Source organism: Bifidobacterium catulorum (assembly GCF_003129925.1).
GTDB classification, from domain to species: Bacteria; Actinomycetota; Actinomycetes; order Actinomycetales; family Bifidobacteriaceae; genus Galliscardovia; species Galliscardovia catulorum.
The window spans coordinates 1-15,823 of record NZ_QFFN01000041.1 but is presented as its reverse complement, the minus strand read 5'-3'; the positions used below and the strand labels follow the sequence as shown (position 1 = coordinate 15,823).

The window sequence follows — 15,823 nt, the reverse complement described above, 5'->3', positions numbered from 1 at the left end:
CAAAAGGCTCCCCTCCGGACGGAGGGGAGCTGGCCGCCGCAGGCGGACTGAGGGGAGGGCAGGACAGGGTGACGACTCCCCTCAGTCAGCTTTGCCGACAGCTCCCCTCACAGAGGGGAGCCGATTGGGGAGAAGGTCCCGCCGACAGATCCACTCGCGGAGGGGAGCCGACTGGACGGGACGTCTCGGCAAAAGGCTCCCCTCCGGACGGAGGGGAGCTGGCCGCCGCAGGCGGACTGAGGGGAGGCCGCGTCATCCGGGTTATGCCGCGCATTCTGCGTTATAGTGGGCACAGATAGTGCGGTGCGGAAGACGAGGGGCGGCAATGGCGATCAGCGCGAACGAAAAACCACTGGGCAAGGTGTTCTCCACGGACTACCAATTCGTCATCCCCGCGTTCCAACGCGCCTACTCGTGGCATGTGGAGCACATGTTGCAGCTCGTGGACGATCTGCGCGACGCCTCCGAACACCCCGACCACCCGTATTTCCTCGGCTCGCTGATCCTCGTGGGCGACGGCGACCCGCACAACCGCGTGTTCCAGGTGATCGACGGGCAGCAGCGGCTCACGTCGCTCACCATCATCATCGCCATACTGCGCGCCATGGAGACCGACCACGACCTCTCCGACAACCTCAACGCTCTGATCCTCGAAGAAGGCAATCGTCTGTTCGGCCGGGCCGCCGAACCACGGCTCACGCTGCGCGAACGCGACGCCGAATTCTTCCGCGACTATGTGCAGGAAGGCAATCTGGAGGGCCTGTTCGACCTGCGCGACACCGACCTGGAGTCGAACGCGCAACGCAACATCATGCAGAACACGAAGGCGGCATACGACGCGCTCTCCTCGCTCACGCAGGACGAACGCCGCTACTTCGCCTCGTATCTGGTGAGCAACGTGCTCATGATCATCGTGACGACGAACGACCTGGCGGGCGCGCACCGCATCTTCGACGTGATGAACATGCGCGGCATGCCGCTGACGCCGTCGGACGGGCTCAAGGCCAAGGCGATCTCGGCGATCGACATCGCCGACCGCGACCACTACGGCAGACGCTGGGACAACGCCGTCGACCCGCTGGGAAACAACATCGAGACGTTCTTCAACGACCTGCTGCTGAGCATCTCGCCGAAGAAGTCGCATCGCATGATCCTCGACGGATTCCAGTCCAAGGCGTTCGACGCGTATCTGGAGAAGAACACGGCCGTCGAATTCATCAACAACATCCTTGTGCCGTATGCGACGGCGTGGACCATCATCAACCAGCCCCACGCCTACGACCTGCCGCAGGAGGTGACCGAATGGCTGGTGCGGCTCGACGACTTCCCCACCACGGAATGGAAGTCGGTGGCCATCTGGGCGCTGGTCAACATCGGCAAGGTCGGCATCATCGGATCGGGGACCATGACGGCCGGGCAAACGCCGCAGGACTCCTCCCCCGCCGACGCCTCCGGACCGTCCGGCGACGGCATCCCGCAGCCCCCGCGCAACGGACGGCACGCCGGGGCGCGCCACTCCCACGTCCCGCAGACCATCACGTTCCGGCCGAAGGACCAGGAGCAGCTCATCAGGGTGCTGTGCGCCCTGGAACGCGCGACCGGCGTCGACAACCTCAGCCGGGCGTCGTCGTCGCAGCGTCGCCAGCGCGTGGTGCAGATCCTCAAGGACCTCGACCACGGGCGCAAGCCGAAGAAGTCCACCGGATTCAGCGTCAGCGACGAGGACCGCAAGACCGCGCTGGCTCGTCTGCGCGGCGAGATGCAGGTGAACGACACGATGAAGAAGCTGTTGCTGCTCCGCGCCAACGACGCGAAGAACGGATCGCCCGTGGTGCGGCCGCGCAGCATCAACGTGGTACGCATCCTGCCGGAGAAGATCGGCCCGAACTCGTCGTTCGTCACATGGCCGGAATCCACGCGCGACCTTTGGACCGACCGCATCGGCAACATGGTGCTGTCGGCCGCGAACGAGCAGCAGCTGGCGAAGCTCGACAGCTTCACGGAACGCGAGGAGCGCCTCACCGAAGCGCCGCGATCCCGCCGCTTCCCGCTGACGGAGGACCTGCGTTCGGTGGCGGCCATGACGCCCGACGTGCTGGAACGCCGTCAGGAGGAGATCGTCCATCTGGTCGCCGAATTCTGGGACATCCGTTTCGACGCCGACAACGTGGACCTCACGTCGGTCAGCGAGGACACGCTGACGCGCGGGTCGCGCCGCGCCTCGCAGGGATCGAAGCGCATCACCATCATGCAGGTCATCGACGCGGGACTGCTCGTGCCCGGCGAAAAACTCGTATGGAAGCGGCCGCGCCTCGGTCAGGAATGGTTCGCCACGGTGACGAACGACGGCAGACTCCGCCTTGAGGACGGCTCGGAACACGCCTCCCCCACCGCGGCGGCGAAGGCGGCGAGCGGCAAGGCCGCGGGCGCGGCGCTCAACGTGTGGCGGCGCGTCTCCAACGGCCAGAAGCTCAGCGACGTGTGGCAGACGTATCGTCTCAACACACTGAAATGACCGTCAGATAACGGTAACGGGCTGTTATTTGTTTGGACCTGTTATTTGGTCTTGTTACTTGGTCCTGTTATTTGGTCAAACACGTCATAAAGACCCTCGAATCCGCCCCTAACTGACCGGATTCACCAAATTTCGAGAAAAGAAGAAAAAACGGAGGAAGGGCGGACGCCGTTGGCCGCATCCCCTATCGATATGTATATGTATATCGGAACGTCGTTCCCCGGACCGGAGGCCGGGTGATTCGAAACGGCTGATATCCGGACGATATCAGTACCGGGGTCGAATCACTTGTCCTCTTCGATCTGGCGGGCGACGTAGCGCATGGTGTCGAGCATGTCCGCGTTCACATAATCCATGCTGGCGAATCCGGACATCGCGAGACCTTCCTGAACGGCCTTCGAGAACTTCATGATGAACCTCCTTGATTGGTTTCCTTGTTACGATTGTCAATCTAGGAAACCCGTATTACGACGGCAATGGTTTTCCATCCGTTGCATGGAAAAACCGTAGTTTTTGTAAGGCAGCACACATTAGAACGCTCAAAAACCGTTGGAACACAGGACTTTTGCCGGTTTTGTCACCGTGGATCGCAACATGGCTCCTATGTAGTTCCTTACCATCGCGCAACCATATGAACGGCCTCACGACCGGGTCGACGGCCGAGACCGGGCCGACGGCCATCGGCACCATGGCTGATTATGCTCCGGCTCCCCTTGTCAGGGGAGCTGGCCCGCGAAGCGGGTCTGAGGGGTAGACGATCCGGCAACGAATTCCCGGCTCAGAACACGGCACCACCGGCACCATGATTGATTATGTTCCGCCTACCGGCCCCGCCAGCCACGACCGGCCTCACGACCGGGTCAACGGCCACCGGCACCATGATTGATTATGCTCCGGCTCCCCTTGTCAGGGGAGCTGGCCCGCGAAGCGGGTCTGAGGGGTAGACGATCCGGCAACGAATCTCCGGCTCAGAACACGACTCCATCGACATCTTTCGACGGCCATCGACACCATGATTGATTATGTTCCGCCTACCGGCCCCGCCCCAGCTCCAGCCGACGACGATGACGACGGACGAGATCGACGGAGTAGACGGCCAACGCCAGCCATATCACGCCGAACGAGACGAACCGGTGCGCCGGCACCTGCTCGCCGAGCACGAAGATGCCGAGCAGCAGCTGGATGGTGGGCGTGATGTACTGGGTGAAGCTCAGCATGAGGAACGTCGTGTGCTTGACACCATACGACGTGAGCACCAACGGGACGGCGGTGAGCACGCCACAGCCGGCGAGCAGTGCCCACACATGCCACGATACGCCGGCCGGCACGCCGAACTGCGGCTGCACGGCGAGCGCCACGAACGCGAACGGCGTGAGCACACCCGTCTCGAACGTCAACGACTGGAAGGCGTCGAGGGGAACGAATCGTTTGATGAGGCAGTAGCCGCTGTAGCTGAGCACCATGGCGAGGGCGAGGACGGGGAACGCGCCCGTGTCGACGACGTAGAGGACGCCGCCGACGAACGCGATGACCATCGACGCGATGCCGAGCGCGCTGGCCTTCTCACGGAGGATGACCAGAGCGAGCAGCATGTTGGCGAGCGGGATGAGGAAGCCGGCCGCGCTCGCCTCGGACGTGCGTCCGATGGCGACGAGATAGATGTAGACGACCCAGTCGACGGTGACGAGCACGGCGGCGGCCACGGCCATCCAGAACACGCGTTTCGTACGCCACATCGACGCGACGCTGGCGACGAGGCCGTGCCAGCGGCCCGTGCACAGCATGAACAGCATCATGACCACGGCGGCGGTGACGATGCGGTAGAGCATCACGTTGATGGAGGGCACGGCGTCGAGCGCCGCCCAATACACGGGGAACACGCCGTACACGAATGCCGACGCCACCGTGGCGGCGACGCCGTGCGGGGTCTGCTTCACTTCTTCCGCTCTGTTCACCATTTGATGATAGCGCGGGTCTGAAGGTCCGCATCCATCGCGTCGACGGTTCCCCGATGATGAACACGGGGCGAATTCTCGTCGACCGGACGGTTCCGCCATATGAATCGGGGGGATAATGCGAACGGGGAAGGCGTCGCCGACGGGGAGGAGCCGCGCATCATATGAGACGACTACGGAACAGAATCATCCGGCGCGGCGTCATCGCCGCACTGATGCTCATCGTCGCCGTTCCCTCCCTGTCGTCGATGATCGCGAAGATCATACTGGGGGCCATGCCATCGGTCTTCGAGATCGCGGGCCTGTTCGTCACCGTCGCGGTGATGGGGCTCTGCGCGGCGTCCATCATGCGCAACGTGCGGCGTATGAGGACGGGCCCGCGTACGGCCCGCGGCATCGTATGGCTGTACAGGATCGAGCATTCCACGGATTCCGATGGCGGCGATACGACCCGGGAGACCTATCAGTTCCGGATGGATGACGGCGTCACGCTCAGCTTCCTCTCCTCCGACCTGCCCGCGGGCGCGGGACGGGACGTGCGGACGCGGACGCCCGGCACCCATATCATCCTCAGATGGTTCGAGGGGACGGACATCATCGAGACGATCATGTTCGACCCGGCGTATCCGCCGACAAGGCCCGAGGACGCGTTCGTCGAACGGGTGGACAAGGACCGTTACGATTACACGGTCACCCACCGTCTTCCCACCGATTGGGAGCGGGAGGAGCGGGCGGCGGCCGTGCGCGGCACGAAGACAAACGCGACGCCGACGCCGACGACGGCGAAGAGGACGATGGCGGACCGTGCCGAGCCGGCCGTGCGGTTCCATATCGACGCGGCGGCGGACCGGCCGGACGCCGATGATGCCGATGCCGGCAGTCCCACGGCAGGTTCGGCCTCTGGCCCCGCCGTCCGGTCCGAGGTGTCCCGGCAGGTGGAGTTCACCGCCGCGCAGGAGGACGCGAAGGCGCGGTACCGGGTTTTCGACAGGCCGACGAAAACCGTCGTCACCTTGCTCATCGTCATCGCGATAGTCAAGACATATACCGCCCCGCCGTTCGGACGCGAACACATGCTGCTCGCCATATGGCCGTTCCTCGCCCTGCTGGCCCTGGCGGCATGGCTGCTCGGCCACGCCGTCGCACAGCGGGTCATGATGGGCCGCAGCGTCGCATTCCGGCGCGTGACGGCGGATACGCGGTCCGCCTTGCTCCGCGGCAACCTGATGCGGCATCTCGTGCCCATGGTGCTGTGCCTGGCCATCGGTCTGACCGGCACGTTGTGGACACTCGGAACCATCCGACGGGGGCCGGTCACCGAACCGGTGACGTTGAGCGCGATCGACCACCGCACGGGGTCCGATGACGGCAGCGACTCCCGCGAATACACCGATTTCACGTTCGTCGACGATTCGGGCAACGTCATCCGCATCCGCGTGAACAAGGACGACGAACGCCACATCCTCGACGAGACCGGCGACAGGACCGGACGACGGCTCATCCTCACCTACTGGGAAGCGGGCGGCGGCAGGTCCGTCTTCGATTCCGCCCGGCCCGACCCGTCTGCCGAATGACGTCGGACGGCATCGGCATCGGCATCAGCATCGGCCATGACATCACCGACATCACCGACATCACAGAACCAGACCAAAGGAACATGACATGAGGAAACTGCGGGATCAGATCATCATGCTGACGGTGGCTGCCGCGGCGTTGCTGGCGTATACGGTCGTACGGTTCGTATGGCTCGTCTCGACGGGCATCGGCGGGCCGCTCACGTTCTCCGACTTCCTGTTCCTGCTGGGCATCCTCGCCGCGGTCGGCGGATGCGTCTGGGGCATCGTGCGCGACGCGAAGCGCATGCTCCGCGGCACGCGCACGTCGCGCGCCATCATATGGACGTTCCGGGAGATCCACACCACGGATTCCGACGGCGATCCGACAACCCACGACAAATACACGATCCGGCTGGAGCATGGAGGCGAACTCGAATTCGACAAACTGCCGGCGTACGGGCGCAACGCCCGGCTCATGGAGACGCCCGGCACGCATATCATTCTCCGGTGGATCGAAGGCACCGACGTCATCGACCTGATCGAACCCGATCCGGCGTTCCGGCCGCCCATGCCCTACGACGTGATCGAGGAACGGAAGAACGACGGCAAGACCGACTACACGATCACCCGTCGCATGGCGACGCTTGAGGAGCATAACCGGCGGCTGGCGCATCTGCCGCGCACACCCTATGGCGCGCCCGTGATGCCTGTCGCGGCGTGGGGAGCACCCAACGCGTCGGGAGCCGTCATGGCCGAGACGAACACCGCGGCCGCCACGAACGCCGAAACCGCCGCGGGCAAGGAGCACAAGGACGCGCTGGACGACGCGAAGACGCGGTACGCCGTCCTGTTCAATCCTCCGACGTTGACGTTCCTCTGCGGCCTGTTCATCCTGATCCCGTATCAGCTATGGACGATGTCTCCATACGGCGTGGAACGCGTGCTGCAGAACGCGGTGGTGTTCGTCGCCGCATTGGTGTTCGCCGTCTGGATGCTCATCCACATGGCGGTCCAGGGGGCGGGGCTGGCCGCCGACGACCTGTACCGCCACGAGCCGAAGGCGGTGCGCGCGACGATGCTACGCCGCAACATCGTGCGCCACTGCATCGGCGTCGCGGTATTTCTGGTCATCGGCCTCGTGGGGTTGTCCGGCGTGAGCGGCACGCTGCATCGCGGACCGGTAACCGAACCGGTGACGTTCAGCTCCCTCGCGTATCATACGGAGACCGATTCCGACGGCGACGACACCGACTACACGGACTTCACGTTCACCGATGCGTCCGGCAAGGACATCGGCATCAGCGTGGAAAGCGTGGACGATGCCTATGTTCTGCATCAGATCGGCAACCGGACCGGACGCGGGCTGATTCTGACGTATTGGGACCTCGGTGGCGGCACCTACGTCTACGACCATGCCTCGCCCGACGCCTCGACGGAGTGAGAATGCGAACATGCAAAGGCCGGTCGTCCGGGAAACCCGGAGACCGGCCTTCGTGCCTTGCCTTTCCGGCCGATTATCTGGTCTTGGCGTCGCTCCCCTTGCCGAGGACGGCGAGCAGGATGATGACGGCGATGGCCAGCAGCATGCCGTAGGCGACGATCAGCAGCAGCGAGTTGATGATGTTGTAGACCATGAACACGCCCATGATCGAGGCGACCAGACGCGCCACGGCGCCGACTGCGAGCAGCACCGGACCGACGGTGGCGTATTCGGGCCGCGACGGCGCGGCGAGACGCTCACCCAGCAGATACACCGCCAGGGCGAAGGCGAGATACGTCCACGGCGAGAATCCGATGAGGATCCGGGCGGCGATGCTGGTGTAGTCGCCGAAGCCGGGAATCAGGTTGGGAATGCTCTGCAGCACGTCGATGCCGAGGAACACGACCATGAGGATGACGGAGACCCGGGTGATCTTCTCGTCGCTGATATCGGCCTGCGCGGCTTCGGGGGCCGTCTGCGGCGGCTCCTGGTTCCAATACCCCTGGTTCGGCGGCACCGGACGCGGCCCGGGCACCTGCGGTGCCGCGTATCCCGGCCGGGGAGCCCACCCCTGCGGGGGCTGCGGGCTGTGGAGTCCCTGCGGGGGCTGCGGGGCATACGGAGCCTGTGTATTCTGCGGCACCTGTGCATTCTGCGGGACCTGTGGATTGATCGGATTCTGCGGATTGGACATCGGGATTCCCCTTCCATCATCGGTGACATTCCCATATACCACCCTACTCCGGAGGCACCCTCGTGGTCCCATGACGGCCACGGCTCCCCGACCACGCATCCCGCCGACGCTCAGCCCAGCAGGGCGAGCAGGTCGTCCTTGGTGAGGGCGGCCATGGCGCCGCCGGACGACGACGCGGCATCCACGAACCGCGAGGCCAGGTCGGTCTTGCCGCGCTGGAGGTTCATGATGCGTTCCTCGATGGTGTCCTCGGCCACGATCTGATACACGTTCACGTCCTGCGTCTGGCCGATGCGGTGGGCGCGGTCGGTGGCCTGATTCTGCGCGGCGGCGTTCCACCACGGGTCGGCATGCACCACCACGCACGCACCGGTGAGGTTGAGGCCCGTGTTGCCGGCCTTCAGCGAGATGAGGAAGACCGGGGTGTCGTCCGCGTTGAACGCGTCGACGAGTTCGAGACGGCGTTTCTTCGGCGTGGCCCCGGTGATGACGTCGTAGGCGATGTCGTCATGGCGCAGCCGTTCGGCGATCAGGTCGAGATAGCCGGTGAACTGGGAGAAGATGAGCATCTTGCGTCCGGCGTCGCGGCAGGAGAGCGCAAGCTCCTCGATGGCGTCGAGCTTGGCGGACTTCGGCGCCTTGGCGCCACGTCCCGTCCCCTTGCCCTTGGAGTCCCCGGGAAGGTCGCCGCCGTAGTTCGCATACACCAGCCGCGGGTCGCAGCAGGCCTGGCGCAGACGGGTCAGCTGCGCGAGCACCTGGATCCGTCCCGCGTTGAAGTCCGCGTCCTTCTGCTTGTCGATCGTGGCCCGCAGACGCTGCTCAAGGGCCGCGTACAGCCGCCGCTGCTCGCCTTCCAGACGCACGGTGACGACGTTCTCGATCTTCTCCGGCAGGTCCTTGAGCACGTCGGCCTTGCGGCGGCGCAGGATGAACGGGCCGACGAACGCCTGCAGCCGGGCCTGGGCCTTCCCGTCGCCGCTCAGTATCGGCATCTCGAAGCGTTCGCGGAAGTGCGCGTACGATCCGAACATGCCGGGCATGAGGAAGTCGAAGAGGCTCCACAGTTCGGCCAGCCGGTTCTCGATGGGCGTGCCGGTGAGCGCGAACCGGTGCCGCGCATGCACCGACCGCACGGCCTTCGACGTTTTCGTCGCATGGTTCTTCACGTATTGGGCCTCGTCGAGCACCATGCACGCGCATTCGACGCCGTCGTATTCGGCTATGTCGCGCCGCAGCAGGTCATACGAGGTGATGAGCACGTCGGGATGCTCGTCGGCCGCTCCCCCGCCATGCGCCGCAGCGAGGATGCGTCGGCGTTCGGCCTTCGTGCCGGCCACGACGCCGACCGACAGCCCGGGCGCGAACCTCGCGCATTCGGCCGCCCAGTTGTAGACCAGCGACGCCGGGCATACGATGAGGCTCGGCCCGACGGCGCGGAACTCGTCCCTGCGGTACACGAGCAGCGACAGCAGCTGCACGGTCTTGCCCAGACCCATCTCGTCGGCGAGTATGCCGCCGAACCCCTTGTCGCATACGGCGTTCAGCCATCGGAAGCCCTCGGCCTGATACGGCCGCAGGATATCCGCCAGCGACGGCGGCACCACATACGTCCTCGGGTCGATGACCTTTAGATCGTCCACATAGTCGCGGAACCGCTCGTCCTTGTCGGCGTCGTCGACCTCGTGGTCGAGATAATACGCCTCGTACGCGGGCACCGTCACGCCGGCCGCCAGCTCCTCGGGCCTGATTCCCAGATCGGCGGCGATGCCGTCGACGGCATCGGTGTTCACGTCGCGCATGGTCACGAACGCGCCGTTCGACAGACGATGATACCGCCGCCTGTCGCGGTAGGAGGCCAGTAGCGCGGGCACGTCCTTGGGGTCGATCTCGTCGGCGATGGGCGATATCTCCACCAGATCGGATCTCACGGACAGGCCGATCCTGACGACCGGCCGGCTCACGGCGGTCAGGCCGTCGAACGCGGGCGTGGCGAACACGTCGCCGAGGTCGCGCAGCACCGGCAGGCCTTCGGTGAGCAGACGGTATATGGCGTCATCGTCGGATTCGGGGATGCGGGCGACGAGGCCGTCCGGCCGGGGGAAGTAGTGCAATACGGCCTCGACGGCCAGCCGTTCGGCGTCGCGGTCGCGCATCACGTCATGCGGGCCGACGCCGGCGAACACGTCGTATCGTTCGTCGCCGTAGCGCGCCTTCACGTCGCAGGAGACGCCGCGCGCATCGCGGTCGAGATACACCTCGATGCGGCATGGCAGGCGTTTGCGCCTCGCCAGCTCCTCCGGCAGCCGCATGGGGATGCCACGGCCGCGCGCCGCCACGTCGGCGCCGCCTGTGTCATCCGTGCGACCTGTGTCATCCGTGCGATCCGTGTCATCCATGCGATCCATGTCATCAGTATCGTCACGTATCGGATCGACGTACGGCAGCACCGTTCGTACGAACATGTCCACATCGTCGGGGCCGAGATACAGGCCGCCCGACTCGTAGTCGTTGCACAGCAGGGAGATGATGCGACGGTCGTCCACGAAACGACGGCTGCACCGGTGGAATACGGGCAGCCCCCACCCGTCCGCGTCCGACGCCGCGCGGACGACGACGAACCGGCTGCCCTGGCCGACGATCAGCGCCTCGGCGTTCAACCGGTGCCGGATGACGTATCCGTGCGCGGCTGCGTCGCCGTCGTCGTCGTTTCCGTCGCCACCGTTTCTGTCGTTGCCGTTGTCGTCGGCGCGTTCGACCGACAGGCCGAGGTCGGGGTCGCCGTCCACGACGGTCGCGGCCATCTCCGATACACGATAGTCGGACGGGGCGTAGTCGACGGTCTCCCCCGAATCCACGTACAGGTCGAGCAGGTCGGCGGTCTCGGCGTCGGCGAGCAGCATCTCGCCCCCATGTCCGCCGCGGACGCGATACCCGTCCCGGCCGGCTTCGATGCCGTTGCGGATGTCCACCGCGCGGGTCAGCAATCCGATGATGGCGCGGGAACGCTCGTCGAACGCGTCCATCGTGTGCGTGAAAGCGAGCTTCTTGCCATAGACCACGTATTGCTGCCATCTGATGGCGCGCAACAGCGCATCGATGTCCTTGACGACGTAGGAGACGCCGCGGCCCGGCACGGTGATGCGCAGCCGCAACAGCCATCCGCTCCCCCGCGGCGACCTGCCGATGCCCGGCCGGAGCGAAACGCCCCCGACCGGCATATGGCGGTCGAGCACCGACGCCCCCGAGACGCCACGACGACCCCCACGTGCGTTGCCATCGTCCGCCGACGCGAGCGCGCTGACCTGTTTGAGCAGATCGATCTGCCGTTCCTGCGCCTCCTGACGGCGGTCCTGCTCCTCCTTGCGCATGAACGTCTGGAGCGCGCGCGAGGTCCGCACGCCCCTTGGTGCAAGCCCCGACGAGAGCCCCGCCGCACCGCCCGGCGCGTTCTGGTCGAAGGATTCGGGCGAATCGTTGTATTGCATGATGAGCGCGATGACGTGCTTGCATACGGAACCGTAGCGGCCGTATGCGGGGCATGAGCAGGCGGTGTCGAGCACGCGGCCGCGGTCCTCGTCCAACGTGGCGCGCACGCGGTAGTCCGGCCCGCCGGACCTGCCGGTCACCAGGGCGGTCAACGTGGTGGCGGAGCCGTGACCGACGAAGCAGGACAAGTCGTGCATCCGGCCGCTGGAGACGACGTCGTAGGCGCGGTAGAAGGCCGCTCCGCCGAGTACGCGCAGCACGTGTTCGGGGATGGCCTCGTCACGGTAGCCGTATGCGGCGCCCTCGTCGTCGGAAACGTCGTCATGGTATCCGCCGCCAAAATCGGCGGCGTATCCGTCATCGTCGGTATACGCGAAGTCACCGGCGTCGCCGTATCCGCCCCCATACGACGACCCGCCACGGTCGCCGTACACCCGCATCCGCCAGTCGTCCTCCATCATCGCCGCCTTTCGCCTTCCCGACCATAGTAGACGAAGCATACGGTCGTGTCGCCATCATTCGCACCGTCGGTCGGCCCGCCGCATCCGCGAAACCCGCCCTTTCATCTCCGGACATCAGCCGCTCCATCATTTCATGCCATAGTACGGAGGCCATTCATCAACCAGACACGAGCCCACCGGCCGATCCGACCTCGCCGAACACCCAACGGACATAATTATTCATTTATGAATATCTGTGCTATGATTCCAATCAGAAAGTAATCGTCAGTGATTCGGAAAGGAAGTCGTCTTCATGTCGGACACGAAAGCCGATTACTCGGACGCATCGCGGCATTACCTCGACGACATCGTCCCAAAGTCGCCCGTCGAGCAGGAACGAGTCCGCAAGGCCAAAGAGCGCGAAGCCCATTTCAAAATCCTGAAAAGAAAGGACACGCGACCATGGAAGCTGCATTGTTCCACGATTTCGACAACGTCACCTCATATTACGGAAACATCCCCTCCCATCCGATGCAATCCGACGAACACGTCGAGTTGTATCGGATGCGCGAATCGGACCGCGATCCGATGGACGAGGACTTCACCGCCCCCGTCAACCGCGTATGCGGCACCACGCTTGGCTACGGCGACGTCGACTTCTTCGACCCCCGCCAATGCAGGCTCCTCGCCGCATGGCTCGAAGCACGACTCACCCAACCCATCACCCCACGACTCGCCGAGATCTACCGGCACCTCCTCGACTACGCCCGACGGGCCACCCAATACAACACCGGCATCGTCATCGAACTATGAGAAAGAAACTTCCGCCCTTCCACGGCATCGACCGAATTATTCTTTTATGAATACCGATGATATGGTTTCGATTGTAAGCAATCGCACAACAAGAAGGAAAGAACCATGACCAAGGAACTTGGGGAAAGGATCAGAACGTTGATGGGCGAATACGGCATCACCCAGACGCAGTTGGCCAAACGAGCCGATGTCAGCCAATCGATGATTTCGAAATACATATCCGGTGTCAGTGAGCCCCGTGCCGACACGCTCGCCAACATCGCGACGGTATTGCACACAACATCCGCCGAACTGCTGGGGCAGCAAAAACCAACAATCGCCACTCAATACGGCATGGTCCTGGGATTCTGCGCGCGACATGGCGGAGACCTCAGCGAAGAAGACGTATCAGAACTCATCACGACACTGTTGGAATCAAGGCGAAAGGGACCCGATGGCCCGATTCGATGATGAATACTACACGGAGATAAAACGCAGCATTGTATCGGCATTCCAACAGCTCGGGTTCATCCGCGTACCGATTGACCCTATGGAACTCATGGGAGCGAACGGCATCCGTCCAATACCGTATCTGAACGCCTTCGACCCATGGAATCTGTCGCACCTCATGATGCTCAATGATTGTCCCAGTGGTATTTCGTTCCCCTTGATGACCTCAGACGGTTCCGAAACATGGTACGCAGCATACAACAACTGCGAATCCGCGAAACGAGCCCGTTTCACGGAGGCACATGAATGCTGCCACTGCCTGTTCCGGCATCGGGAAAGCAGCGACGTAGCGGAACGCATGGCCGATTTCGGAGGAGGTTACATGCTGGTTCCGCCAGCGCTTATCCATGAGCTTCGTCTCAACACGGGAGCCGGGGAATGAGGCCGACGCGGCTTCGTCATCGGCGGAGGAAGGCGCGGATGTCGGCGAACTCCCGCTCGCACACGTCGTGACGCATATGCTCGTACGCATGCTCCTCGACGTCCGCGAAACGGGCGAGCGCCCCGCGCATGGCGTTTTTCTGCGCCTCCGGGATCTGACGGTCCTCGGTGCCGTAGCCGAGGAACACCGCGGGACGGGCGTCGCCTGCCGGCTCGGGCGTCGTGGCCACGGCGTCGTGGAACGAGGGCGCGAGCAGCACGGCCGCGTCGAACACGTCGGGATGGTCGGCCAGCAGACGGTAGGAAAGATAGCCGCCCTGCGAGAAGCCGACCAGGACGATGCGCCGGCCGGCGAACGCGGCCGCGTCGAGCAGACCAACCAGACGGCCGCCGATGGCCGAGCATTGCGCCTGGATGCGGGCATCATCCCATCCGGCGCTGTCGTACCAGGCGTGGCCGCCAAGATACGTGCGGTGGATGGGCGCCTGCACGGAGATGTAGTCGGCGTCCGGGTCGACGGCACCGATGATGCGCTCCATCTCCCGTTCGTCGTTGCCGTATCCGTGGAACATCACGAACAGGTCGGCGGACTTGCCGTCATGGTCGTCGTCATCACGGTCGAAGTCAATATTCGAAATCATCGCCAGTCGCATGGCTCACTCCGTTTCATTCGTGCTGTCGTTCATGCCGTCAGGCGGCTTGGTCCCGATGGAATCATTCAGAATCATGGGTTGTCCCCTCGTCGGAAATCCCCGGCACCATTGTTTCCGCCTACTTCCGGCGTTTGCGTCGATTCCATCGATCCTTCAGCCATGTTCCACCGTCTACCATACAGCGAACGTTTCCCGGCGTTCAACGAGACGACCGCATGGTCATCGATAATCCGCTGGGTCTCCGGGGAATACGACTGATGAAAATGCTCATTCTCTTATTTCAGGAACTCGCGCGGCTCACAATCCAGCACATCGGCCAGTCTGTAGGCGGTATCCAAGGTCATGCTGTTCGGGGACTTGCGCCCCCGTTCATAGTTGTTGATCATCACCCGGTTCACGCCAGACTCTTCCGATAGCGCCGTCTGCGTGTAGCCGCGACGTTCCCGTATTGATTTCAGACTCATTGACTCACCTCGCTTTTGTTTGGCGGGTCCATTGTATCCGTTCGGATACTGTCGGGGGAAATCGAATCACTGTTGAGTTATCAAGGTGCCGTACCCAATCGGACTTGAAGACTCCAACTGTAGCCGAACGGTTACAGATTAGTCAAGCCTATCGGAGTGTCGCCCGGAATCCCAACGAATCCAGCAACACGCCGATAGCGGAATCAAGCCGATGCGAACTCCCGCACCAACGCATGCCGCATGATATCATCGACGGACACGCCACGACGCTTGGCGACAGCATCCAACATGGCGGACATGTCAGCGCTTAAAGAGAACGTGCGGGAAACCTCATCAGCCTGAGCAACAGGCATAACAGGGCCGGAATACACAGCGCCAGGCCTACCTCCGAACTCGCCGTTATCCGCATCACCCGCCCACTGGTCCAACATTTCGTCGGTGACCACGCGGCCACCTTTGGCAACAAAAGACATGACAGCTCCTTTCACGATAATCTCAACTCGCGCAATACTTTTGCCGTCGCCCGCATGGCGTGGAATATATGCCACCGGTCCGACTCGTCCAGCACTGCAATCATTTCCAGCAAACGCCCTCGTTCATCATATCCAACTGCGACATAACGCAATGGGTCCGTACCCTCAGGCGGCATGAACCGCACGACGTTCGACCATGCCACACGTACCGAATAGTCGGACACGTCGGGATGCCGAGCACTAACACGCTGGTCAACGACAATATCGCCTAACGGCACCGCTCACCACCTTTCACCGGTAGTCTCCAAGCGTATCCCGTCCACCTTGGGACACGCCATGAATTTGAGCCTTCGCCAGTTTGTGTGGTGGGGTGTTGAGCCTCGGCGTCGTGGCCGGGGCTTTTGTGTGTGCGGGTATGGAA

13 protein-coding genes are annotated in these 15,823 nt (G+C 63.5%); 6 read left to right on the top strand and 7 right to left on the bottom strand.

What is annotated here, in order from left to right:
* Nucleotides 1–325: 325 nt before the first annotated feature.
* Complete coding sequence (locus tag DF200_RS09550; RefSeq protein WP_109138042.1) at nt 326–2,515, top strand: GmrSD restriction endonuclease domain-containing protein; 2,190 nt, start codon at nt 326–328, stop codon at nt 2,513–2,515.
* 284 nt (nt 2,516–2,799) lie between these two features.
* Here DF200_RS09550 and DF200_RS11275 read toward each other — a convergent pair whose 3' ends face one another.
* Nucleotides 2,800–2,925 (bottom strand): hypothetical protein, encoded by a 126-nt coding sequence (locus DF200_RS11275; protein WP_277725260.1) that lies wholly within the window; start codon nt 2,923–2,925, stop codon nt 2,800–2,802.
* Nucleotides 2,926–3,546: 621 nt separating this feature from the next.
* Complete coding sequence (locus DF200_RS09545; RefSeq protein ID WP_158275840.1) at nt 3,547–4,473, bottom strand: EamA family transporter; 927 nt, start codon at nt 4,471–4,473, stop codon at nt 3,547–3,549.
* 161 nt (nt 4,474–4,634) lie between these two features.
* On the opposite strand from DF200_RS09545, the gene DF200_RS09540 reads away from it, so the two are divergent.
* Both DF200_RS09540 and DF200_RS09535 read left to right on the top strand, forming a co-directional pair.
* On the top strand, nt 4,635–6,044 hold the full coding sequence (locus DF200_RS09540) for a hypothetical protein (RefSeq protein ID WP_109138040.1): 1,410 nt from the start codon (nt 4,635–4,637) through the stop codon (nt 6,042–6,044).
* An 88-nt stretch (nt 6,045–6,132) separates the two neighbouring features.
* Complete coding sequence (locus tag DF200_RS09535) at nt 6,133–7,467, top strand: hypothetical protein (protein WP_109138039.1); 1,335 nt, start codon at nt 6,133–6,135, stop codon at nt 7,465–7,467.
* 73 nt (nt 7,468–7,540) lie between these two features.
* Here the strand turns inward: DF200_RS09535 and DF200_RS09530 are convergent, their stop codons facing one another.
* The gene (locus DF200_RS09530) at nt 7,541–8,200 is read right to left on the bottom strand and encodes a DUF2339 domain-containing protein (protein WP_109138038.1); all 660 of its coding nucleotides are present in this window, start codon (nt 8,198–8,200) and stop codon (nt 7,541–7,543) included.
* A 110-nt stretch (nt 8,201–8,310) separates the two neighbouring features.
* Nucleotides 8,311–12,150 carry a DEAD/DEAH box helicase gene (locus DF200_RS09525; RefSeq protein ID WP_241520222.1) on the bottom strand — a complete coding sequence of 1,280 codons (3,840 nt, stop codon included), beginning with the start codon at nt 12,148–12,150 and terminating at the stop codon, nt 8,311–8,313.
* Nucleotides 12,151–12,591: 441 nt separating this feature from the next.
* Between DF200_RS09525 and DF200_RS09515 the strand changes: the two genes are divergently transcribed.
* The 3 genes from DF200_RS09515 (at nt 12,592) to DF200_RS09505 (ending at nt 13,813) form a co-directional block, all read left to right on the top strand.
* A complete protein-coding gene (locus tag DF200_RS09515) occupies nt 12,592–12,942 on the top strand; it encodes a hypothetical protein (RefSeq protein WP_146192065.1) in 351 nt (116 codons plus the stop codon).
* 105 nt (nt 12,943–13,047) lie between these two features.
* Nucleotides 13,048–13,392, top strand: coding sequence for a helix-turn-helix domain-containing protein (locus tag DF200_RS09510; RefSeq protein ID WP_109138035.1), 345 nt, complete (start codon nt 13,048–13,050; stop codon nt 13,390–13,392).
* Nucleotides 13,376–13,813, top strand: a complete 438-nt coding sequence (locus DF200_RS09505; RefSeq protein WP_109138034.1) for an ImmA/IrrE family metallo-endopeptidase — start codon at nt 13,376–13,378, stop codon at nt 13,811–13,813. The genes DF200_RS09510 and DF200_RS09505 overlap by 17 nt, the downstream gene beginning before the upstream one ends.
* A gap of 16 nt (nt 13,814–13,829) precedes the next feature.
* Here the strand turns inward: DF200_RS09505 and DF200_RS09500 are convergent, their stop codons facing one another.
* The 3 genes from DF200_RS09500 to DF200_RS09490 all read right to left on the bottom strand — a co-directional run bounded on the left by DF200_RS09500 (nt 13,830) and on the right by DF200_RS09490 (nt 15,402).
* Entirely contained in the window at nt 13,830–14,453 is a 624-nt protein-coding gene (locus DF200_RS09500; RefSeq protein ID WP_109138043.1) for an alpha/beta hydrolase, read from the bottom strand.
* Nucleotides 14,454–14,740: 287 nt separating this feature from the next.
* Nucleotides 14,741–14,929 (bottom strand): helix-turn-helix domain-containing protein, encoded by a 189-nt coding sequence (locus DF200_RS09495; protein ID WP_109138033.1) that lies wholly within the window; start codon nt 14,927–14,929, stop codon nt 14,741–14,743.
* Between the two features lie 203 nt (nt 14,930–15,132).
* Complete coding sequence (locus tag DF200_RS09490; RefSeq protein ID WP_109138032.1) at nt 15,133–15,402, bottom strand: hypothetical protein; 270 nt, start codon at nt 15,400–15,402, stop codon at nt 15,133–15,135.
* Nucleotides 15,403–15,823: the final 421 nt, after the last annotated feature.